Source organism: Paenibacillus oceani (assembly GCF_014705615.1).
In the GTDB taxonomy this organism is placed as follows: Bacteria; Bacillota; Bacilli; order Paenibacillales; family NBRC-103111; genus Paenibacillus_AB; species Paenibacillus_AB oceani.
This window is the reverse complement of the sequence record NZ_JACXJA010000063.1, coordinates 13545-34948: the sequence shown is the minus strand read 5'-3', so window position 1 is coordinate 34948 and position 21404 is coordinate 13545. Positions and strand designations below refer to the sequence as shown.

Below are 21404 nucleotides of genomic sequence, written 5' to 3'. Positions count from 1 at the left end.
TCACCGTAGAATGGCCGGAAGGCCTAAAATGTTCCAGCATATAGGCAAAATGCTCCTCATCCTCGTCAGAAACAATCGGAACTACCGTCTGTCAACTGGAAACAATAAGGAGGAACCGGATGAACCAAGAACCGTTAAGGAGAGAAATCGAATCGAAGTTGGAGAGGAAAGTCGCATCCGATCCGAAGCTCCATAATGTTTGCTTTAGCAGGTCAATCCTTCTGACAGCTTTGCGCTTATTGACGGTAAAAGACAACGGTTATTATAATTTAGTTATGACCATTCCAATTGTAACAACGAAATTATATATCCCTCCTTTCCGGCCTAATGCGGTAATCCGCCCGCGGCTGATCGAGCGGCTGAACGACGGCTTGCGCCGCAAACTGACCGTCGTCTCCGCCTCCGCCGGCTACGGCAAAACGACGCTCGTCAGCGGCTGGGCCGCCGGTTGCGGACGCCCTGTCGCCTGGCTCTCGCTGGACGAAGGAGACAACGACCCTGCCCGGTTTCTGACCGGTCTCTTCGCTGCCTTGCAGATGATATCGAGGCATAACGGAGACAGCGTATTCGCCATGCTTCCATCCCCCCAGCCGCCTCCAATCGAAGCGGCAATTAACGCGCTGCTTCATGAAATTAACGCGAATCCGGAAACCTTCATTCTCGTCCTTGACGATTATCACGTCATTCAGGCCGAACCGGTTCACCGTGCGCTCTCCTTGCTGCTTGACCATATGCCGCCACACCTGCATCTGGTCATCGCCACTCGCGAGGAGCCGCGTCTCCCCCTTCCCCGGCTGCGCGTGCGCGACCAACTGACGGACCTGAGGGCCGAAGACTTGCGTTTTACTTATGCCGAAGCGTCGGAATTTCTCGGCGGCGTCATGGGGCAACCTCTCTCTTCAACTGACGTCGCCCTCCTGGAGTCGCGTACGGAAGGCTGGATTGCGGGATTGCAGCTGGCGGCCCTGTCTATGAAGGAACAAAGCGACGTCTCCGGCTTCATCCGTTCGTTCACCGGCAACAACCGATTCGTCCTGGATTATCTGGTGGAAGAAGTGCTCCAGCGGTTGCCTGAAAACGTCCTTACCTTTTTACTGCATTCGTCCATTTTGGACCGGTTATGCGGTCCGCTTTGCGATGCCGTCGTTGACGGTCAAGTTCAAAGCCGGCAGCCCTTTCCCCTTTCCGCCTCCGGACAAGACATGCTGGACGATCTCGAACGCGCCAATCTGTTCATTGTCCGTCTGGACGAGGAGCGGCGCTGGTACCGTTATCACCATCTGTTCGCCGAGCTGCTGCGAAAACGGCTGCAGCATAGCTCCCCTCAGACCATAGAAACCCTGCATATACGGGCAAGCATATGGTATGAGAACAATGGCTTGGCCCTTGAAGCATTCCGTCATGCCGCAGCTGCGAACGATATCGGACGTGCAGCCCGGCTGGTGGAGGGCGGCGGCATGCCTTTGCTTTTTCGGGGAGCGGTCGCTCCGGTGAAGGATTGGCTGGATGCTTTACCCGCAAAGGAACTGGACGCCAGGCCTTCGTTGTGGGTGATGTACGCCTCCGCCCTGCTGATGACAGGCCAAATGAGTGGCGTCGAGCCGAAGCTGCTGTCCGCCGAGAAGGCGCTGCATTACCACGTGCAGGACGATAAAACCCGAGATCTGATCGGACATATCGCCTCCATACGCGCTACACAAGCCGTCAGCAGGCACCAGGCGGACACGATTCTCGCCGAGTCGCGCCGCGCGCTGGACTATTTGCACCCGGACAACCTGCCTGTCCGCACGGCGACGACCTGGTCGCTCGGTTATGCTTACCAGCTGCAAGGGGATCGCGCCGCCGCAGGCAAAGCTTACACGGAGGCGTTATCGGCCAGCCGTCAGATCGGTCATCTCATCATAACCATCATGGCTTCTCTCGGCCTGGGGGCTGTGCAGGAGGCGGAGAACAGGCTGGATCTGGCGGCTGAGACGTATCGGAACGTTCTGAAGCTGGCGGGCAATCCCGCGTTTCCGGCGGCATGCGAAGCGCATCTGGGCTTAGCGCGAATAACTTATGAATGGAACGACCTGGAGGCTGCAGCGGAACACGGGCGGCAGAGCGTCATGCTGGCACAGCAGTTGGAGCGGACGGACCGGGCTGTTGCAGGCGAACTGTTTCTCGCCAAACTAAAGCTTGCTCAGGGTGACATACGCGGAGCAGCCGGTTGTATCGCTACTGCCGATCACTTCGCCCGCAGCCACAGCTTCGTGAATCAGCTGCCTGCGATTGCCGCCGCTCAAATCCTTGTCCTGCTTCGTCAAGGTAATCTGACGGCAGCCGCCCATCTGGCGCAGAAGCACGAGCTTCCCATCAGCCGGGCACGGGTACATTTGGCCCAGGGAAATACGTCCGCAGCGCTGGCGGTATTGGAGCCATGGCTCCGGAAGGCAGAGGCGAATAGGCTGGTGGAAGAACGCGAGCGGCTTCAAGCGCTGATTTTGCTGGCGGTGACCCTGTATGCGCACAATGACGCCGCAAGAGCTGTACAAGCTCTAAGGGACGCTATATTTGCAGCAACGGCAGGCGGATTTGTGCGTATTTTTGCCGATGAAGGGGTTGTGATGTATCGTTTATTACGCGAAGCGGCTGGACAAGGAATCATGACAGACTCTCTGAACAAACTGCTGACCGTAATGGAAGCCGAGGGCCGGAGTAGCGGGACCGGGTCTCCTCCTGGGCCGATCTTATCCGGGAAGGGGTTGATCGAGCCGCTTAGCGAGCGGGAGCTTGAGGTTTTGCGACTGATCGCCCAGGGCCTGTCCAACGCCGAGATTAGCGAACAGCTGTACCTCTCCCTTAGTACCGTGAAGGGACATAACCGGAATATTTTTGATAAATTGCAGGTCAAGCGGCGCACCGAAGCGGTTGCTTATGCTCGACAATTAGGTTTGCTGTAACCTTTGTTCCTTGGACGAAAAACCACAAGCACCCTGCCATCAAACCATACTTTAGTATCTTCTAGACAACTCCATGTGCGGCTATACTCCTTACAAGATGACATGTGCAGGAGGAAGCCCATGAAAGCGATGATATGCACCAAATACGGATCGCCGGACGTTCTGCAGCTCCGGGAAGTCGCTATGCCTGTCCCCAAAGATAAGGAAGTGCGGGTCAAAATTTACGCGACCACCGTAACCTCGGGCGATTACAGAATCCGAAGCTTCAACTGCCCTGCCTTGTACTGGATTCCGATGCGGATTGTACTGGGCTTGCGCAAACCGCGAAACCCGATTCTCGGAGTAGAACTGGCCGGAGAAGTCGAAGCAGTCGGCAAGGCGGTTACAAGGTTCAAGGAAGGCGATCAGGTTTATGCCATAACCGGATTCGCTTGCGGTGCCAATGCCGAGTACATTTGTTTACCAGAAAACGGCGATCTGGTCCTTAAGCCCGCCAATGCCACTTATGAAGAGGCTGCAGCCCTTCCTTTCGGGGGAACCACGGCGCTGCATTTTTTTCGCAAAGGCCGCATTAGCCAAGGACAGCGGGTTCTAATCTATGGGGCTTCCGGATCAGTAGGAACCTCAGCTGTACAGCTTGCCAAATATTACGGAACGGATGTTACCGGCGTATGCAGCACATCCAATCTGGAACTGGTGAAATCGCTTGGAGCCGATCAGGTCATCAATTATACTCATGAATCGTTTACGGGGCGGGGAGACCGGTACGATATCATTTTCGACGCTGTCGGCAAAATCTCGAAATCGTCCTGCAAAAATATGCTGAAGCCTGGTGGGATTTTCCTGACTGTGGATGGTCAAGGTATAGCAAAGGTGCTTACGGAGGATTTAATCCTTCTCAAAGAGCTGTTCGAGGCAGGACGCATCCGTTCAGTTATCGATCGAATATATTCCCTCGAGCAGTTGCCTGAAGCTCACCGGTACGTAGAGACAGGACGCAAAAAAGGAAACGTAGTGATCCGGGTGAGTCACGGCAACCTCTAGATGGAATCGATAACATCTCAGCTTGTAAAAAAATCGCTCTGCCTTTCTTCGCGAAGGGGCAGGGCGATTTCTAAAACGTCAGCAAAACATCCTTGTTTTCTTCACTGCCAAATATTCGTTTGAAGACGAAATCGTTCCATGGATCAAACAACTCCGACATCTTACGAGTCAACTCCGTTTCTTTTCATTATACCATGGCTGACGGATGATTCTACAGTTGACCGTTGGCTGCAAGTGAATAATTAGGCGGGACTTGGATGCGTCAGAGCCGGATAAATCCTAGACGCTTTGCAGAAACTTTATTCGTAATCCATCTCACACGTCCAGCGTACAAGGAGGTATGGGTCATTAAAAAATATATCATCGTCGCAGCCCTTTTGGCTGTTACAGCCTGCGGGAATACGGTTACAAAAAAGCAGGCGGCTCCCGATCAGATCAAGCTCGAGCCCAGGTCTCATCAGGCTTCCCCGTCGCCGAACTTAACGCAAGCGTCCTCCCTCTCCACAGCGGACGGCGAAAATCCGTCGATTACGATGCAGCAGATTCCCTACGACGGTACAGGCTGGATGGACTGGCTCAATCGGATCAGCCAACCGGTCCCTCAGCAATACCCGGTGAATCCGCCGGTCAACCAGCCGGTGCAGCAATATCCGGCAAATCCGCCGGCGAGTATGCCTGCGAATCCCGTCACTCCGGCGAATCCGGCAGCTCCTCAGCCGTCGGCCGATTCATCCCAGTATGCTTTGCAAGTGCTGGATCTGGTCAATAAGGAAAGATCGAATGCCGGCTTGAATCCTCTGGCTATGGACGACAATCTGACGAAAGTCGCGATGGCCAAAGCTCAAGACATGTACAACAACAATTATTTTGACCATCAGTCTCCGACTTACGGGTCCCCGTTCGATATGATGAGGGCGTTTGGCATCACGTACAACTCGGCAGGCGAAAATATCGCCAAAGGCCAGACAAGCCCGGCCGAAGTCATGAATCAATGGATGAACAGCCCCGGCCATCGCGCCAACATCTTAAATACCAGCTTCACCAAAATCGGGATCGCTTTTTACAATAACGAATGGGTTCAAGAATTTACAGGTTAAGTGTAGGATGCCCATTGGTGCAAAAAACACGCTGAATCAGCGTGTTTTTTGTATGCCAGCATACAAGGTCGGCTTGTTGAGGTTTAAGCGAGGAACCATCCCGAACAAGTCGGGTGTCCGCTTGCATTCTTGAACAAATTCGGTTAGATTGATTTTAGTTAGATAATCTAATTACTTTCGAGGCGATCCGATGAGCAGAAAAAATAACAAAGAATTTACGTCCGATCCGCTGCCGAAGCTGGGTATCACGCCTTACTTGGAGCTTATGGACCAGACGGCTCCAAAAGAGACGGACCGCAAATCGGCCCATTTGGGCTTGCTAATGGTGTGGCTCCGGGACCATGTTTTGGATGCGATGGATGTGGAGCTATCGCCATTGGGCATTACCGAGAGCAAACTGGACCTGCTTCTGCTGCTTACGCTTCATAACGGCAGAGAACCCGTCACCCCCTCTTCCCTTGCCGACAGGCTGGGTATTCGGCGCGCTTCCGTGACGGCGCTGCTGGATTGGCTGGAGAAGAGAAAGTGGGTTTCCCGCGAGCAAAGCGAACGGGATCGTCGCATGATCCATGTCAGCATCACGCCGGAGGGCCGGGAACTGGTTCATCAAGCTTTGCCCGTCTTCTGGTCTACCTGCGCCTCGCTCGTAAGCGATATGACCCCCGAGGAACAAAAGGCGGCAGAACACATACTGAACAAGCTGAATGAGCGGATAGAAAAAAGGCTGGGCGTGGGCAGGTAAATTTTTTCGCGAATATAGTTAGATTGTCTAATCACCTTACAAGTACAATCATATCAAAGGATGAGGTGTCCCATGGTAGGCCTTATTTCAACCGACTGGTGGGTTCTGCACCCTATTCGCTGATTTAGTAGGCCCAAATCGCTCTTATTTCCCCTTCCACACGGATTTTGGACAAAATAAAAGCTGCGAACCGCTCTGAACCGGCTGCATCCTGCCCGGCAAGCAGGATGGCAGGGCTGAGCGGCCGCGAACATCCAGCCTATTCATCCCCGGTTCGTTTCTCCGATCCCGGGCCGAAGCGGAGGGCATTCCTTACGAATTGGCAAGCAGATCCTCCGGGATATCCAGTCCGGCCTTTTCGGCCTCCCGAATATGATATTCCGCCAAAGATTCATCCGCTTCCTCGTTCCCGCTCCTATAGATTCGGGCCAGCTCGATATGTGCGGCCGGGTAATCCCGCTCCAGAGCGGCCTGGAAATACTGGATGGCCGAATCCGTATTTTTCGTTACGCCTATCTCTTGGCTGCAGCAGATTCCCATATTAAAAGCCCCCACCTCGCAGCCGTCCTCGTAAGCGAGCCGGTAGTAGGATGCAGCCTTCTCGGCATGTCCCCGCTGTTCATGGATATAGCCGAGCCGAATGTAATTCGGAGAGCCGAGCGCTTCCCCTTGCTCATAATGGCCGAGCGCCTTGCCGAGGTCGTGCGGGACCAGCAGTCCGTCAAAATAAAGGTCGGCCAAGTTGTTATGGGCGAACGGATTGTTCCGCTCCGCAGCCTGGCCAAGCCAGTGCAGCGCCTGATCGATATCCGTCGCTGTGCCGACGCCGTCCAGGTAGCAGACGCCCAAGCCGTTCATCGCGTCGACGTCGCCCCTTGTGTATGCATCCTGAGCCTGGTTGTACAGCTCATGCATCGGGTTCTCATCCACGGCAGCGCCCCCCGGGTCGTCCGAATAAGCATACGCGAGCAGGCGTTTGAGAACGTCCGTTTCAAAATAACGGCTGTAATATTCGTCTTCCGCTTCCTCTCTCACCACCATCCGGTCAGCTCTCGTCAGACCTTCCGGGCTCACGACATAAACGTCCGGGCCTGCAACGGCGTAGGCGCTGGCTTCCTCCAGCAGTCTCCGCTCCACATAATCGAATTCGAAACCGCTTTTCCAGTGGTCATGCGAATCTGCGATGCCCCACCGTCCGTTCCGCCGCAAGGCGAAAACATGCCCAAACAGCCAGCAGACCGCCTCGTAGTCGTCCAAAGGAAACAGCCAGGACGGATGATCGGGGTCGCCGTTAAATACGCCTGTTTTCCCGTCCTTACGCGCCAGCACCAGGTTGCTCACCCCGCCTTCCCGATCGGCGGCCTGCAGATCAATAAACGCATCGTACCCGTAAGGAAGCAGATACGTTTCCTGCTTGATGCCGAGAATACCGTATTGCTTCCCTTTGCGCACGATGAGCATGTTCGGGAAATCGGTTTGCCGGTTTAATTTATCGAAGCCCGATGCGAGAAGAGTGCCGTTCTTATTATACAGAGAGCTGTAGTTTACATTCGTATGCGGTTTTACGAGAAGAAGCCCCTCGCCGACCGGTTCCAGGGCACTCACCGGAAATTGGCCGACGTAGGCAAATTGCTCGTTGAAGATGTGCCGGCCGGGTTGACCCTTTACGGCGGTATGGTAATAGCCGAGGCCGTTCTCGAACAGTTCGTCATAGGTTAAAGGCACGATGACGGAGCCGCTGCTGTCCAGCACGCCCCACTTCCCGTCCTGCTGCGCCGCGACGCCTTCGGGGCCGAAATCGGCAAATACGTCGAATTGCGGTTGGAGCAAGATGCTGCCGTCCTTGTCCTTCAGTCCCCGCAAGCCGTTCTCCTCGAAAATGACCGCATCGGCTTCCTCTTCAAACGGCAGCCAGATGCATCCCCAGCCATAGTCGTAGCCTTTATAGTTGAGCAGCTCGGCAAATGAGCGGAAGCCGGACGTTATATGGAAAACCGTATCGTTTTTGTGACAACGCTCCGCTTTCATTGACCTCGGCTCCGAGTTTGTTGATAATATAGGGGACAATCTATCGTTCGACTTGGGTTATCACGATACATACGGAAGTACCCGGCCTGCGCAAGCGGGTATTATCTTCAAGGGATTGGGGTCTTGCAGGTGAGATACAGCAATCTGGAGCAATGCATTATCGACTTGGAAAATCATGGACATCTGGTCCGCATCCGCGAGGAAGTGGACCCTCATCTGGAGATGGCGGCCATCCATCTGAACGTATACGCGGCGGGCGGTCCCGCTCTGTTATTCGAAAATGTAAAAGGCTCGAAGTATCGCGCCGTGTCCAACCTGTTCGGCACGATCGAGCGCAGCAAATTCATCTTCCGCGAGACGTTCGAATCGACCCAAAACGTCATCGGGGTGCGCAACGATCCGATCAAAGCGCTAAAAAATCCGTTCAATTACATCGGAACGGGCTTGTCGGCCCTCAAGGCGCTGCCGATTAAGCAGTCCGGCGGTCTTCCGCCCGGATTTCAGGAAATCCGCATCTCCGATATGCCGCTGATCAAGCATTGGAAAGAAGACGGCGGCGCTTTCGTTACCCTGCCGCAAGTATATTCCGAGGACCCGGAGAAGCCGGGCATTATGAACTCCAATCTGGGGATGTACCGGGTGCAGCTCAGCGGAAACGATTACGAGCTGGACAAGGAAGTCGGCGTCCACTACCAGATTCACCGGGGCATCGGCATTCACCAGGACAAGGCGAACAAGCTCGGCCAGCCGCTGAAAGTTAGCTGCTTTATCGGCGGACCGCCCGCGCATACGTTGTCGGCGGTTATGCCGCTGCCCGAAGGGATGAGCGAGCTGACGTTCGCCGGACTTCTCGCCGGACGCCATTTCCGATACAGCTACATCGACGGGTATTGCATCAGCCATGATGCGGATTTTGTCATCACTGGGGAGATCCATCCCGGGGAGACGAAGCCGGAGGGGCCGTTCGGCGATCATCTCGGTTATTACAGCTTGACCCACCCGTTCCCCGTCATGAGGGTGCACAAAGTATACGCAAAGCACAACGCGATCTTTCCGTTTACGGTCGTCGGCCGTCCTCCCCAGGAGGACACTTCGTTCGGCGAGTTGATTCACGAGCTGACGGGCGGAGCGATTAAGCAGGAGATCCCGGGGGTCAAAGAAGTTCACGCCATCGATGCGGCCGGCGTGCATCCGCTTCTGTTCGCGATCGGCAGCGAGCGGTATACGCCTTATGAGCAGGTGAAGCGGCCGGCAGAGCTGCTCACGATCGCCAACCGGATTCTCGGAACGGGCCAGCTCAGCCTCGCGAAATATTTGTTCATCGCGGCTGAAGAGAAGCGGACGTTAAGCACGCATCATATCGAGGACTTTTTGACGTATCTATTGGAGCGGATCGATCTCCATAGGGACATCCATTTCCAGACGAATACGACGATCGACACGCTCGATTACTCGGGGACCGGCTTAAATACCGGAAGCAAGGTCGTTTTCGCCGCGGTTGGCGATCCGATCCGGACGTTGTGCAAGGAAGTGCCGGACGCGCTGCACGGGCTGCGGGATTATGAGCCTGCCCGGCTGATCATGCCCGGCATCGTGGCAATCAAAGGCCCGGCGTTTACAAGCTACGCAAGCGTGGAGCAGGATATCCGTAAGCTGTGCGAAGGGGTTCGGGACAGAGGCTCGCTCGCCTCCTGCCCGATGATCGTTTTGTGCGACGACAGCCACTTTATGAGCGCGACGATTGACAATTTCCTCTGGGCAACGTTCACGCGCAGTAATCCGTCCCACGATATCCACGGGGTGAACGGCTATTACGAGCACAAACATTGGGGCTGCGACAACGTCATTATCGACGCCCGGGCGAAACCGCATCAAGCTCCGCCGCTCGTGCCCGATCCGGAAGTCGAGACGAACATCCGGCGTTTCTTTGCACAGGGCGCCAGTTTAAGCGGGGTTCCGATCTCGTCATCGTCATCGACGCCGGGGAGATAAAGAAAGCAAAAAGGACTGTTCTTGCGGCAGTCCTTTTTGCTTTTTTGGTTGAACAGCAGCTTCGTTTGCCTCTTTCGCCGAAGGATTCTTCTTCTTCTTAAGCAAGCATATACCGGATCAATCCCGACAGCGCAAAGCCGAACAAAACCGTACCCGCTCCGATGCCCGTTATAGCGCTGTTCGCCACCTGCAGCTTCCGGGACAGATACGGGGATATGACCGACACCTCATATAGTCCCGTACATATTCCATATAACTCCTCCTGTCGCTTGGCGGTCAGCATAAAACTCTCCGAACGGTTAGCCGTTGCTCCGATCCCTATTCACGAGCTGAAGCGGCCGTTCGCAATCCGTCTCAACCTGACGACGATCGCCCTCCGCTGCGTTTCACTTCCTCGATAATCGCCTTGACGCCCTCCTCGATCCGCTCCGGCAACGCGCGTGACACGCTGATCCGCAGGAATTTGTCACGCTCCGGATAACCGGATAAATAAAACCCTTTACCGGGTTCCACCCGGATGTTCCTCGCCTCCAGACGTTTCATCAGACGCTCCATATTAACCGTCTGCGACAGCATAAACGGAATATAAACCCCCGATCGGATATCCGCCGCCTGGATCAGTCCGTCGGTATTATGCCGTTTAAGCGCCTCATTCAGCAAACGAATCCGCGCTGCGTATTGGCTGATGATTTTGTGCTTGTGCCGCTCGTACATACCGTTATGGATATACACCTCAAGCGCAGCCTGGGACAACAGCGAAGTGTCGGCATATCGTTTGTGCTTGCGGAACGTTTCCAGCAACTGACGCGGCATAACGGCGGCTCCCAGCCGCAAGCCCGGGAAGATGATTTTCGAGAAGCTTTTCAAATAGATGACGCGCGACGTGCTGTCGTACGAATAGATCGGCTCGAAGCCCCGTTCCTCGCCCAGGTCGGCCATGTAATCGTCTTCCACCACGTATACGTCGTATTTGGCGGACAGCGAGGCGATTGCTTTTCTCTCCACCGTGCTGTAAGAGGTGCCCAGCGGATTGTGGTATCTCGGCATTGTATACAAAAATTTGATGCCGCCGCTCTTGAATATTTCCTCGAGCTCCTGCAGATTGATGCCGGCCGTCGAACGGGCGATCCCTCTGACCGGCAAACCTTCCGTCTCCAAAAACCGCAAATACAGATCATAACCCGGCTGTTCGACCAGAATGGTTTCGTTCCCGTTCGGAAACGGCATCTTCGCCAAAATCTCAAGCGCGGCCTGCACGCCCGAAGTAATCATAATCTGATCCGGGCTCGCAAACACCTGGTCGCCGGCAAGGTGAGAAACGATCGTATGGCGAAGCTTCTCCAACCCGTTCAAATCCCCGTAAGTAAACAGGTTATACTTGTACGTATCGATCGCTTTGTTCAGACAATGCTGAAAGTCCAAATACGGGAACAGATTCAAATCCGGCGACGCCGAAGCAAAATCGATCGTCTGCCCTTCGTTACGGGCGCCCCGGGCGGGCTGCCGATCGACTACATAGTAGCCGCTCTGGGAGATCGAATAAATCGCATGGCGCCTCTCCAGCTCCGAGTACGCCCGCAAGACCGTACTAACGCTGCAGCCGTATGACTTCGCCGCTTCCCGTACGGAGGGGAGCTTTTCGCCGGAGCGGTACTGCCCTTCCATCATTCTCTGCTCCAGATCGGATAGAATGGACATATATTTTTTCACGATTTCCTCCAATTGTCAGCATCGGAATGACCCTCTCCGGTCTATTATACAAGACTGCGCCAACTGTACCGTAACAATTTTGAGAAAAAGCTATTGTTCCGGCTCGTAAGATCGCATACCTTGTAAGTAAAAGGTATACGCTCGTCCGGCTGACGGACCGATGCTGTAGAGGAGGAACGGACATGAGTGAGCTGACTGCTTTATTTCGCAAACGGATCGGAGTAGCCGGCGATGAGCCGATCACGTGGGACTCGCTGCCAGACGTTCTGGATCAAATGGCGAAAACGATCCCGTTCGAAAATTTCGGTATTATTCACAACAGAATCAACGACATTAACGAACGGAATTTGATTCAAAAAATCATGTTCAACCGCGAAGGCGGCCTCTGTTACGAGCTGAATTCGCTGTTGTATCTGGTCTTGATCGAGAACGGCCTTGATGCCGTCCTGACACGCGGGGTCGTATATAATCATGCATCCCGGCAGTACATGTCCCTCGGTAGAACGCACGTAACGATCCTGATCGCTCATCAGGGAGAGACATACCTAGCGGACACGGGCTTTGGAGGAAATCTTCCCTTAACGCCCGTTCCTTTGTCCGGGGAAACCGTCTCTTCCCGCAACGGGCAGTTTCGCGTCCGGCACCGGCTTACCGAGCATGGAGACTACACGTTCGAGATGAAGCTGAAGCATAAAGATACCGATTGGAGAATCGGGTACGCCTTCGATTCGAAGTGTCCGGCATCCGGCTTGTCGGAGTTAAACGAGATTCAGACGATCATCGCCGGGCACGAAGAATCGCCTTTTAACAAAAACCGGTTGATCACCAGACTTACCGACAGCGGCAATGTAACCTTGACCGATCAGACGTTTACCGTGTGGCGCGAAGGGCTCGTTACCAAAGAAGAAATGAATCGGGAGAAATTCTCGGAGCGGTTGCATCGTTTTTTTGAGATGGAAGATTAAAAAGTGCTATAATTTGGATATACGGCCGCTATACAAAGAAAATCATGGAGGGCTTTCCGGATGAAACCGCGAATATCTGTACTCACGCTGGGAGTAGACGATTTGGAACGGGCTTTGAGGTTTTACCGCGACGGTCTCGGGCTGCCGACACAAGGGATCGTGGGCACGGAATATGAACACGGGGCGGTAGCGTTCTTCGACTTGCAGGCAGGCGTGAAGCTTGCCGTATGGAATCGCAAAGATCTCGCCCACGAGGCAAAAGTTCCGCTCGCTCCGCCAAGCTCGGGCGAATTCACGATCGGCCACAATGTAGGCAGCATCGAAGAAGTGGACGCGGTCATGGAACAAGCCCGTGCTGCCGGGGCCATTATAACCGATCCTGCCCACCATACGTTCTGGGGCGGATACTCCGGCCATTTCCTCGACCCGGACGGCCATTTATGGGAAGTCGTCTGGAATCCGGCATGGGAAATTGCGGACGAATCTTAGTTTCAAAAATACCATATACAGTAGCGGACAAGGCAATTTTTTATCGGAACCGATTCGGCTCATCGCGGAAAAATCCGCATACCCGAACAATGCCTGCAGCTGCTTCTGTAATGAGGCTTAGACGGTTTACGATTCGCCAGATCGATCTTTAAGGAGGGATTTTAGCGATGGAAAGCGGCAACTATTCTCCGAAAGGCTACCAAAGCGTAACTCCATACTTTCATGTGCGGGACGCCGGGAAGCTGATTGATTTTCTAATCCAAGCTTTTCAAGGGGAGCGATTGAATCTTCATACCGACGATAACGGGTTTCTGGTCCATTCGGAGGTTCGCATCGGCAGCACGATCGTTGAAGTGTCGGAAGCCAAGGGCGAGTATCCGGCTCGTCCGAATACGCTGCATATATTTGTCGAGGACACGGACGCCTGTTACCGGAGAGCGCTGGACGCGGGAGCCAGGTCGCTCTACGAACCGGCGGACATGCCGTACGGGGAAAGAAGCGCGGGAGTGGAAGATCCTTTCGGCAACTATTGGTACATCGCTACTTTCAACAAAGGAAGCGGTTCCGGCTACTATTAGGCTTACGCTCGGAATTGGGCGAAATAAAGCCGGCGAATCCAAAATCGGAACCGCCGGTTTTTTTCACGTGTCAAGCTTTTCTCAAAATCATCCACCAGTTACGGTCGAAGGATGGCAGCTCCACCTCTTCCAGTCCGATACCGGCTTCCATTATCCATGCTCTCACCAAGTTGATGTAGTTGCTGTGAAACTCGGACGAATACCCCAGTTGCTCGTAACCGGCATACGTACAGTTGTCGAAAATCATATATCCGCCTTGTCTCAATAGGTGTCCGCACGTCTCAACGATTTGAATAAACGGCTCGAAAGCCGCCCGTCGCAGCGTACCCGCCTCATGGTACCTCATGACCGCCTGCAGCATCTGGGGCTCGATCGCCCACCAGTTGTTAGTTATGGTGTCGATCCCTTCGATCCCGGCAATGATCGTTTGGACGATATCGTTAATGGCGTGGTGGAAGGAAACGACCTCGAACGTGCCTGGGTCGCAATAATCCAGAATACGCGCTCCGTCCTCTTCAATAACTCGGACTTGAATGCTCAAATCGGCCGTTTTTCTCAGAAAGTTTTGGGTCAGCTGCTTGTTCAGGTTGGCCGTCACATAAGCCCCGCTGCCGGAAAAGGCGTTAAGCGCCCTTGGGATGTATACCGTATCTCCTGCACCGATTTCGAATAAGGACGCTTCAGCAGGTATATGCAGTGTCTCGAACAAATTGTGCCAGGCAGCCGTGTAATACAGTTCCAGCAGCTCCCGACTTCCTTCACCCGACAGGTCGATGGGGTTGCGTATAACTTGACCGAACCAGCTCTCGATCCCGTTTACGTCCATTCCACGCAGCCGGGCCCTCACATCCGCAGACAGATGTCTCTCCAATCCGGATTGGAATTTCCCTGCTTGAACCTGTTCGGCAAGCGTTCGCAGATTCATCTAATCCCTCCATTTCTGTGCTGGACTACCCCTTTATTATATAAGGATGCGCCCTCCGAAAAATAAACGATTTTTGCTCTCTTTGATCCGGACAAGCCCGCAGGTTATTCGTTAGTATCGTAGACGGATTTCAGCGACTCAAGCTTCCGTTGCATGTATTCCACCGCTTCGGCCGGCTCCACGATTCTCGCATCTGCCCCTAGCCTCCATATGTGGTCCGCATAAAAGCGCATGTTTTCCGTCGAGATTCGGATCGTCGCCTTACCGCCTCCATCTTCCTGCACCACCAGGAAAGGGCCGAACCATTCGTCCGACTCCAGCTGCCGCACACCGCTTCTCGTTAGACTTACCGTAAATGGTATTGGATTCGTGTCGACGTTCTCCGGACGATTTCTCAAATCCCACCGGTCCGCCTCTTCCCGCCATTCCATCGCTTCGTTCAGAACAGCCGAACGGATTCGGTCCGCCCGGAACAGTCTGACTTCCTCTCGCAGAAAGCAATAAGCCGGACAATACCAATAGCCGCCGCTAGCATACAGGCCGATAGGCTGAATATCGCGCTCCTTCACGCCTTGACTTGAGCTGTACCCAATCGTCACGACGCAACGGATCATGATGGCCTGAAGCAGCGTCCTGAGACATTCCGGGTTCATCGTCCGGTTGGGACTTAGAATCGCCACCTTCTGTTTCAAACGGTCGATCCGCTCTCTTACATCGGCCGGCAAATAGTGATAGAACTTATGAAGCGCAGATTCGGCCCCTTCGTCGAACGGGAGAGCGCTGAGATTGTTCAGCGACTGGCAGGCAACGAACATGGCGACGGCTTCGCCTTCGGTGAAGGCGATCGGCGGAAGCATCCGCTCCTGTAGCAGCCTGTATCCGCCCCCACGACCTTGGACGGAGTATACCGGGACGCCGAGTTCGCTCAGCTCCTGCAAATCTCGTGTAATCGTCCGCGCGGACAAGCCGAATTCGCCCGCCAGCTGTTGAACGGTAAAAGACTTAAGGGAATTGATCCGCATAATGAGCTGCACAAGCCGCTGCGATTTTGACACGAGCCTCTCCCCTTTCCGTTAATTTTTATTGTAACATGCAAACAAGACAGGATCTGTCTTATTTAAATGATACAGTGTTCATAAAGTACAACGCATCACCAGTAGCGATAAGCGGAGGGAGAATGATACTTATGAAGCAAGAACGGGTACAAGAGAGGATCGGATTCGTGTTTATACATGGCGCAGGTTTGGAGGGACGGGTATGGGAGCAAGTAACGGATGGACTCGGTTTCCCCGCTTTGCTGGCCGACTTCCCGCTGCGGGACAACAATTACGAATCCAGGCGTAAGCTTACGCTGCAAGATTATGTAAGGCATATCCGGGATCAGGTGATGGAGTGGAACGCGGATCGGATCGTACTTGTGGCGCATTCGCTCGGCGGAGTTCTCGCCCTTCAGCTTGCCGCCGAATTATCCGAACGGATGGCGGGATTTGTGGCGGTTTCGGCGGCGATTCCGAAGCAGGGCGGATCGTTTCTGTCGGCACTGCCGCTCCCCCAAAAAATCCTATTGCCGATCCTGCTGCGCACAGTAGGCACCAAGCCGCCGGCGTCCGCCATCCGCAGCGGTTTATGCAGCGATGTGTCCGCAGAACAAGCCGAGGACATCGTGCGAGGGTTCGTGCCGGAATCGGTCCGCGTTTATACGGATCGGATCGATGCCTCCGCTCCCGAGGTGCCTAAGCTGTATATCCGGCTGAAACAAGATAAACAGTTCAGCCTGTCCCTTCAAAATAAAATGATAACCAACCTCTCGCCGCAGCACGTGTACGATTTGGACGCCGGACACTTGCCGATGCTGAGTCGGCCGGACCAGCTGCGCGCGATGCTGCAGCGCTTTATGACCGAGGCAGTATATCCGTTTTCAAGCCAAAAGTGGTAATGAATCCAGCAACATGTTCCACCAAGCGTTGAACTTAGCTTTCCTCGTTTCCGGTATGATATAATGTGCTTTTGTAATAGAATTGCCCATATACCGTCATCTTTGATTCTCTAGGAGGCACGCGATTCATGAAAAGAAATCTTTGGAGCAAGTGGAGCCGCATGGCGGCGGCCGGTTTGCTGGGAGTTACCGTTATGCTGGGCAGCACCGCTCTCACCGTGAAAGCGGAGCAGCCGGCCGTCCCGACCCCGTCGATCAGCGCCTGGTCCATTCCTACCCTCAACGAGGGAGAGAAATACGGGATTTACCCGCTTAATTGGTACTATGACGGCACGTTTCAACAACCGATCGACGCTGCCAAGTTCAAATCGCTGATCGAAGCTACAGCAGCCAAGCTGGATCAGATCGGCCTTAAGAAAAAAGAAACCCCTCTCTCTCTATCGACCGATACGGCATCGATTACTAGAGACACGGTGACCCGCTCCATCTACGGGCTGTTGACACGTTACGAGCTGCCGGCCGCATTCGGGACCGGCTCCGCCGATCCGATCGCCTACTTGCAGAAGAATGGCATCGTACAAGGAACGGGCGAAGGACTTGAGCTCGATCAGCCGTGTACGGTCGAGCAAGCGGTCGTGCTGGCTACCCGGTTGGTGGAATTCAGCTACGATACGGCCGAAGAAGGCGCGAAAGGCGTGTTCTGGAAAGTAACGAACGACAAGAACACCTTGTATCTGCTGGGCTCGGTCCACCTCGGCATCCCGGAGATGTATCCGCTCGAGAAACAGATCAGGGACGCGTTCGATGCGTCGGACGACCTGTGGGTGGAAGCCGATACGCTGACGGGAGACATGAGTGTTTTCACCAATCAAATGATGTACGATGACGGTACGACGATCAAGGATCACGTCTCGAAAGAAACATACGAAAAGCTGCAGCAAGTATTGAAAAAGATCGGCATTCCGGAGCAAGCGTTCGACGGGTTCAAGCCTTTCGCCGTCAGCACCAATCTGTCGACATTTACCTTGTTCGAAAAGCTTGAGCAAGCCGAAGCGGCAGCCGCCAGCGGCATCGATCATTATTTCCTCGTTAAAGCGCTGTTGTCGAATAAACCGATCTACGAACTGGAAAGCATCCAATTCCAGGCGGATGTGTTCGCCTCGCTGACTCCCGAAGCTCAGGAGAAAGACTTGAACACGTTGCTTGACACTTTGCTTGTTGATGGCGGCAAAGAATCGGCCGCTTCCTTTAAGCAATTGCAGCTGGATTGGGCGGACGGCGATGCGAAAGCCGTTGCAGACGGACTGATCCGCGGCGGATTGATGGAAGGCGAGCTGAACAAGAAGCTGATCGGCGAACGCGACAAAAAGATGGCTGAAAAGCTCGCCGGGCTGCTGGAACAAGACGGGGAACATACATCGTTCGTTATCGTCGGTTCTGCTCATTATGTGGTGAAAGATATGGTCATCGACCAGTTGAAAGCAAAAGGCTACGACGTGCAGCCGGTTCAATAACCGGTAGCGCGTACCGTACCACCCGGCCGGGGCTCCGGCCGCTGCAACAACCCGGGACAAGGGCACTTTGCTCGAAAGTGCCTGCTCCCGGTTTTTTTTGCTATATCGGAGCGTTTTTACGTTTACTTCTCCCATGAGCCCGTCCGGCCTGCATGAAGCGCTTCGTCGGTCTTGCGAACAAAAGCCGCCGGTCGGCTGCTTTCGCAACGGAAACGGCGGCTGTTGGCCCAGCCCGGGCCTATTTATGATAAGCCTTCCAAACGAAAGCTTTTACGCGATGAATGACCTTTGCGGAAGAGGGAGCTTTTCTTGCGAGCAGAAACTTTCAGCTCGATTTTTCGAAGCAACGCTCCCAATTTCCGGCATAACTACAAATAGGCGCCGCCGTTGCCGATCATCGGTCTCCGGCGCGACGGCGGAACCGGCGATTTCCCGCGAGTATCGAAATAGTCCGGGCGCGGAGAGGACGTCCACTCCAAAACAGCCTGCTCCTGCCCAGGCCGTTCTTGCCAGGCTTGGTCCTGCATCGCTTGCAACTGCGCTTCCTGTTCCTGGACTGCCTGCTCCTGCCAAGCCTTCAACTGCGAGGCGTGCTCCTGCATCGCTTGCTCTTGCATAGCTTTCAGCTGCAACGCCTGCTCCTTCGCGGCTTGCAGTTGCAAGGTAAGCTCCTTCAGAGCTTCCTCCACATCTTCCCCGTCCTCCCCTTCCTGCTCCGCTCTCGTGTTTGTCTTGCAGCTGTTCGGCGGTCCGATGAACACCGTATCGGTGATCGGAGCGAACGTTTCCTTAACCTTGGCGGCGTCGAGGCAGTACGCTTGCGCGAATACTTCAGGCGGCGTCAACCGCAGCAGGTCGGAGCCTCCGATAAATTCCGGAATCGGCGCATCGAATATGGCGATCAGATGCGTATGGTCTTCCATGGCGATCTCGTAATGCCACCACCCCTGCGGCACATTGGCGACCTGGCCCGGCTTGATCGGGAAGTTCATCAGTTTTTTGCTGAACGGGTTAACGATCGACACGACCGCCGCCCCCGTCACGCAGTATACCAATTCCGACGCATTCTGGTGGATATGAGGCTCGACGACATTGCCCGCGCTGAGGTATATATCCAGCATAGAGGTGTTGCCGAGCGTGTTCAGCTGATTAATGGAAAGGACATTGATATAATTCTGGTTATTTTTCTTGAAAAACAAGCTGGTGTTCACGTCAAACGAAAACTGGGTGGACGGTGACGTATAGTCCATATAAGAGATTGACACGGTATTCCCTGCCCTTCGTTCATAATAGGCTGAAGCCCTATGGGATACCATATGTATCCGCCCATAAGAACGTACGCCTATTTTGGCGCGGGACCGGTTATTTCGGATAGTAGGTGTAGCCGGGATACGTGACGACCGGCCACTTTTCCTTGCGCAATGCGCCGGTAACCTGCTGACCGGCGTGAAGATTATCCTGCACGAGCGCCGTGGGGGTGAGCGCCATCCACTGGTTTAAGGAGACGTCAGCGAACCGGTCGCTTTTGAACATTTCCAGAAACCACAACGTCTGCGTGCCGGTGTTCTGAACGTAATGACCGTAGGCAAATGGCACGTAACCGACATCCCCGGCTCTGACGTCGAACGTCCGGGCCGCCCCGTTGCCGGCGAACACCGTCATCCGGCCTTGGCCCGTCAAGTAATACTGCCACTCGTCGTTATTCGGATGCCAATGCAGCTCGCGCATCGCACCGGGCTTAATCTCGACCAGCGCGGCGGCGATCGTCTTGGAGACCGGGAAGTTGGAGGAATCCGCGATCCGCACGCTTCCGCCGGGCGTAAGGATCGGCTTCTGGGCAAGCAGCCGGTGCGTAAAGCCCGGCTGGACGGTCCCGTACGGGGATTCGGCCTGCTGGCTCTCGAGAGGACCGGGAACCCCGGATTGAAAAATATAAACCTGCTGACCGGGAATCGCGTCGAACGCGCTTGCCGGAACGCCGAAGTTCGCAGACAGCACGTCCTTCGGCGTATGCGCGAACCAGTCCGAGATGGACAATGTATTCAAGTCGGAGAACGAACCGTCGTCGAAAACGAGCAGAAACTCGCATCCTTCGGCCAAGCCTTGAATGGAATGAGGCAGCCCGGCCGGAAAATACCACAGATCGCCCGGACCCAGGTCCGCGATAAAGTTGCGCCCGTTCGCGTCCATCGCCGTCACCCTTGCGCCGCCCCAAATCATATAGGCCCATTCCGCCTGCTGATGCCAATGCAGCTCGCGCACACCTCCCGGCGTCAGACTCATATTCACTCCCGCCAGCGTGGTGGCGATCGGCAGATCGCGCACCGTAATTTCCCGGGACCATCCGCCGTGATTCAGTTGCATATGGGTGTCGGAGAACGACATTCTCAGGTTCGGCAGCAAGCCCGAGTCGGTCACCGGCGGTACGAGCATATCCGGGTTTTCGATATCTCTCATCACATCGCGCGGGCCGAGATCCGGCCCTCCCGCCCCATCCTCCCGAATCGGCTGGGGCACTTCAAGCTTCGGATCTTTCATCCAGTCCGAATTCCTCCTCCCGACAAAATGACACCTGACGTAAGCCGTCTACTCCTATATATGAGCGTCTGCTTGGATCATATGCCGTTCACGAAGGGGGCAGCTTGCCGAAATCGAAAGGCAGCGTAACGATAAAAGCCGAACCGGCTCCCGGACTTTTCTGGGCTCGGATCTCGCCCCGGTGGGCGAGTACGAATTCCTTCGCGATCGCCAGCCCGAGCCCGGTTCCCCCGCTGTTGCGGCTGCGGGCTTCGTCCGTCCGGTAAAACCGGTCGAACAGATGCGGCAGATGCTCGGGTCCGATCCCCGGACCGTTATCCCGGACCTCGACGGTCAGCACGGGTTCGTCCGCTTGATTCCGCCGCTCCTGCAGCAGGACGTCGACCGATCCGCCGGAAGGCGTATAATGGATGGCGTTCACAAGCAAGTTCAGAAACACTTGCGAGATCCGGTTCGGATCGGCGGTCAGATGGGTGCGAACCGCTTTGTTGACGAGCCTGATCCCGATTCCTTTCTCCTCGGCTCCCGGCAGCAGACGATCCACTGTTCTCTCCAGAACATCCCGTATATCCGTTTCCTTGAATTCGTACGACAGCTTGCCCGCTTCCGCCTGCGACAGCTCGTGAAGGTCGCCGACAAGCCGGGTTAAGCGGATCAGCTCGTCCTGCAGCGGCAGCAGCCGCTCCGGTTCGATAAGCCCGCCTCCCTGCTGCAAATAGTCCAGCTTCCCTTGCAGGATCGTAAGCGGCGTCCGCAGCTCGTGCGCCACGCCCGCAAGGAGACAACGCCGCAGCTCCTCCCTTCGTTTCAGCTGCATCGACATGCTGTTAAAAGCAGACGCCACCTTACCGTACTCGTCCCGGGACGCGATCCGCACCTGATCGCCGAAGTTCCCCGCCCCCAC

The 21404-nt window shown here is 54.9% G+C and carries 18 protein-coding genes and 1 pseudogene; 10 read left to right on the top strand and 9 right to left on the bottom strand.

The window, feature by feature from the left end:
• Positions 1 to 275: 275 nt before the first annotated feature.
• Both IDH45_RS32015 and IDH45_RS32010 read left to right on the top strand, forming a co-directional pair.
• Positions 276 to 2942, top strand: a complete 2667-nt coding sequence (locus IDH45_RS32015) for a LuxR C-terminal-related transcriptional regulator (protein ID WP_190932227.1) — start codon at positions 276 to 278, stop codon at positions 2940 to 2942.
• Positions 2943 to 3062: 120 nt separating this feature from the next.
• Positions 3063 to 3986 carry an NAD(P)-dependent alcohol dehydrogenase gene (locus IDH45_RS32010; RefSeq protein WP_190932220.1) on the top strand — a complete coding sequence of 308 codons (924 nt, stop codon included), beginning with the start codon at positions 3063 to 3065 and terminating at the stop codon, positions 3984 to 3986.
• Positions 3987 to 4059: 73 nt separating this feature from the next.
• On the opposite strand, the pseudogene IDH45_RS34495 reads toward IDH45_RS32010, so the two are convergent.
• Positions 4060 to 4146: pseudogene (locus IDH45_RS34495) on the bottom strand (PD-(D/E)XK nuclease family transposase); the annotation flags it as partial.
• A gap of 97 nt (positions 4147 to 4243) precedes the next feature.
• Here IDH45_RS34495 and IDH45_RS32005 point away from each other — a divergent pair.
• Positions 4244 to 5083 (top strand): CAP domain-containing protein, encoded by an 840-nt coding sequence (locus tag IDH45_RS32005; RefSeq protein ID WP_190932219.1) that lies wholly within the window; start codon positions 4244 to 4246, stop codon positions 5081 to 5083.
• A gap of 190 nt (positions 5084 to 5273) precedes the next feature.
• Complete coding sequence (locus IDH45_RS32000) at positions 5274 to 5825, top strand: MarR family winged helix-turn-helix transcriptional regulator (RefSeq protein ID WP_190932218.1); 552 nt, start codon at positions 5274 to 5276, stop codon at positions 5823 to 5825.
• Between the two features lie 312 nt (positions 5826 to 6137).
• On the opposite strand, the gene IDH45_RS31995 is transcribed toward IDH45_RS32000, so the two are convergent.
• The gene (locus IDH45_RS31995) at positions 6138 to 7853 is read right to left on the bottom strand and encodes an SEL1-like repeat protein (RefSeq protein ID WP_190932217.1); all 1716 of its coding nucleotides are present in this window, start codon (positions 7851 to 7853) and stop codon (positions 6138 to 6140) included.
• Positions 7854 to 7982: 129 nt separating this feature from the next.
• On the opposite strand from IDH45_RS31995, the gene IDH45_RS31990 reads away from it, so the two are divergent.
• Positions 7983 to 9845, top strand: coding sequence for a UbiD family decarboxylase (locus IDH45_RS31990; protein WP_190932216.1), 1863 nt, complete (start codon positions 7983 to 7985; stop codon positions 9843 to 9845).
• A 97-nt stretch (positions 9846 to 9942) separates the two neighbouring features.
• Here the strand turns inward: IDH45_RS31990 and IDH45_RS31985 are convergent, their stop codons facing one another.
• Both IDH45_RS31985 and IDH45_RS31980 read right to left on the bottom strand, forming a co-directional pair.
• On the bottom strand, positions 9943 to 10128 hold the full coding sequence (locus IDH45_RS31985) for a hypothetical protein (RefSeq protein ID WP_190932215.1): 186 nt from the start codon (positions 10126 to 10128) through the stop codon (positions 9943 to 9945).
• A gap of 71 nt (positions 10129 to 10199) precedes the next feature.
• Complete coding sequence (locus tag IDH45_RS31980; RefSeq protein ID WP_190932214.1) at positions 10200 to 11555, bottom strand: aminotransferase-like domain-containing protein; 1356 nt, start codon at positions 11553 to 11555, stop codon at positions 10200 to 10202.
• Between the two features lie 182 nt (positions 11556 to 11737).
• On the opposite strand from IDH45_RS31980, the gene IDH45_RS31975 reads away from it, so the two are divergent.
• From IDH45_RS31975 to IDH45_RS31965, 3 genes are all read left to right on the top strand, one after another.
• Positions 11738 to 12520: an arylamine N-acetyltransferase family protein gene (locus IDH45_RS31975; protein WP_190932213.1), complete on the top strand. Its 783-nt coding sequence runs from the start codon at positions 11738 to 11740 to the stop codon at positions 12518 to 12520.
• 60 nt (positions 12521 to 12580) lie between these two features.
• On the top strand, positions 12581 to 13009 hold the full coding sequence (locus IDH45_RS31970; protein WP_190932212.1) for a VOC family protein: 429 nt from the start codon (positions 12581 to 12583) through the stop codon (positions 13007 to 13009).
• A gap of 167 nt (positions 13010 to 13176) precedes the next feature.
• On the top strand, positions 13177 to 13587 hold the full coding sequence (locus tag IDH45_RS31965) for a VOC family protein (protein WP_190932211.1): 411 nt from the start codon (positions 13177 to 13179) through the stop codon (positions 13585 to 13587).
• Between the two features lie 70 nt (positions 13588 to 13657).
• Here the strand turns inward: IDH45_RS31965 and IDH45_RS31960 are convergent, their stop codons facing one another.
• Complete coding sequence (locus IDH45_RS31960; protein ID WP_190932210.1) at positions 13658 to 14512, bottom strand: hypothetical protein; 855 nt, start codon at positions 14510 to 14512, stop codon at positions 13658 to 13660.
• A gap of 104 nt (positions 14513 to 14616) precedes the next feature.
• Positions 14617 to 15567, bottom strand: a complete 951-nt coding sequence (locus tag IDH45_RS35150) for a helix-turn-helix transcriptional regulator (protein ID WP_190932209.1) — start codon at positions 15565 to 15567, stop codon at positions 14617 to 14619.
• 131 nt (positions 15568 to 15698) lie between these two features.
• Here IDH45_RS35150 and IDH45_RS31950 point away from each other — a divergent pair, with 131 nt between their 5' ends.
• On the top strand, positions 15699 to 16448 hold the full coding sequence (locus IDH45_RS31950) for an alpha/beta fold hydrolase (protein ID WP_190932208.1): 750 nt from the start codon (positions 15699 to 15701) through the stop codon (positions 16446 to 16448).
• 128 nt (positions 16449 to 16576) lie between these two features.
• The gene (locus tag IDH45_RS31945) at positions 16577 to 17962 is read left to right on the top strand and encodes a TraB/GumN family protein (protein ID WP_190932207.1); all 1386 of its coding nucleotides are present in this window, start codon (positions 16577 to 16579) and stop codon (positions 17960 to 17962) included.
• Positions 17963 to 18330: 368 nt separating this feature from the next.
• Here the strand turns inward: IDH45_RS31945 and IDH45_RS31940 are convergent, their stop codons facing one another.
• From IDH45_RS31940 to IDH45_RS31930, 3 genes are all read right to left on the bottom strand, one after another.
• Positions 18331 to 19227 carry a cupin domain-containing protein gene (locus tag IDH45_RS31940; RefSeq protein ID WP_190932206.1) on the bottom strand — a complete coding sequence of 299 codons (897 nt, stop codon included), beginning with the start codon at positions 19225 to 19227 and terminating at the stop codon, positions 18331 to 18333.
• A 97-nt stretch (positions 19228 to 19324) separates the two neighbouring features.
• A complete protein-coding gene (locus IDH45_RS31935) occupies positions 19325 to 20500 on the bottom strand; it encodes an oxalate decarboxylase family bicupin (protein ID WP_190932205.1) in 1176 nt (391 codons plus the stop codon).
• A gap of 88 nt (positions 20501 to 20588) precedes the next feature.
• A complete protein-coding gene (locus IDH45_RS31930; protein ID WP_317891322.1) occupies positions 20589 to 21404 on the bottom strand; it encodes a HAMP domain-containing sensor histidine kinase in 816 nt (271 codons plus the stop codon).

What these genes read in the sequence shown, in the direction of transcription:
- IDH45_RS31985 (WP_190932215.1), bottom strand. Translation starts at nt 10,128, where the DNA reads ATGCTGACCGCCAAGCGACAGGAGGAGTTATATGGAATATGTACGGGA.
- IDH45_RS31950 (WP_190932208.1), top strand. Translation starts at nt 15,699, where the DNA reads ATGAAGCAAGAACGGGTACAAGAGAGGATCGGATTCGTGTTTATACAT.
- IDH45_RS32005 (WP_190932219.1), top strand. Translation starts at nt 4,244, where the DNA reads ATGCGTCAGAGCCGGATAAATCCTAGACGCTTTGCAGAAACTTTATTC.
- IDH45_RS31935 (WP_190932205.1), bottom strand. Translation starts at nt 20,500, where the DNA reads ATGAAAGATCCGAAGCTTGAAGTGCCCCAGCCGATTCGGGAGGATGGG.
- IDH45_RS32015 (WP_190932227.1), top strand. Translation starts at nt 276, where the DNA reads ATGACCATTCCAATTGTAACAACGAAATTATATATCCCTCCTTTCCGG.
- IDH45_RS32010 (WP_190932220.1), top strand. Translation starts at nt 3,063, where the DNA reads ATGAAAGCGATGATATGCACCAAATACGGATCGCCGGACGTTCTGCAG.
- IDH45_RS31960 (WP_190932210.1), bottom strand. Translation starts at nt 14,512, where the DNA reads ATGAATCTGCGAACGCTTGCCGAACAGGTTCAAGCAGGGAAATTCCAA.
- IDH45_RS31975 (WP_190932213.1), top strand. Translation starts at nt 11,738, where the DNA reads ATGAGTGAGCTGACTGCTTTATTTCGCAAACGGATCGGAGTAGCCGGC.
- IDH45_RS31945 (WP_190932207.1), top strand. Translation starts at nt 16,577, where the DNA reads ATGAAAAGAAATCTTTGGAGCAAGTGGAGCCGCATGGCGGCGGCCGGT.
- IDH45_RS31965 (WP_190932211.1), top strand. Translation starts at nt 13,177, where the DNA reads ATGGAAAGCGGCAACTATTCTCCGAAAGGCTACCAAAGCGTAACTCCA.
- IDH45_RS31995 (WP_190932217.1), bottom strand. Translation starts at nt 7,853, where the DNA reads ATGAAAGCGGAGCGTTGTCACAAAAACGATACGGTTTTCCATATAACG.
- IDH45_RS32000 (WP_190932218.1), top strand. Translation starts at nt 5,274, where the DNA reads ATGAGCAGAAAAAATAACAAAGAATTTACGTCCGATCCGCTGCCGAAG.
- IDH45_RS31970 (WP_190932212.1), top strand. Translation starts at nt 12,581, where the DNA reads ATGAAACCGCGAATATCTGTACTCACGCTGGGAGTAGACGATTTGGAA.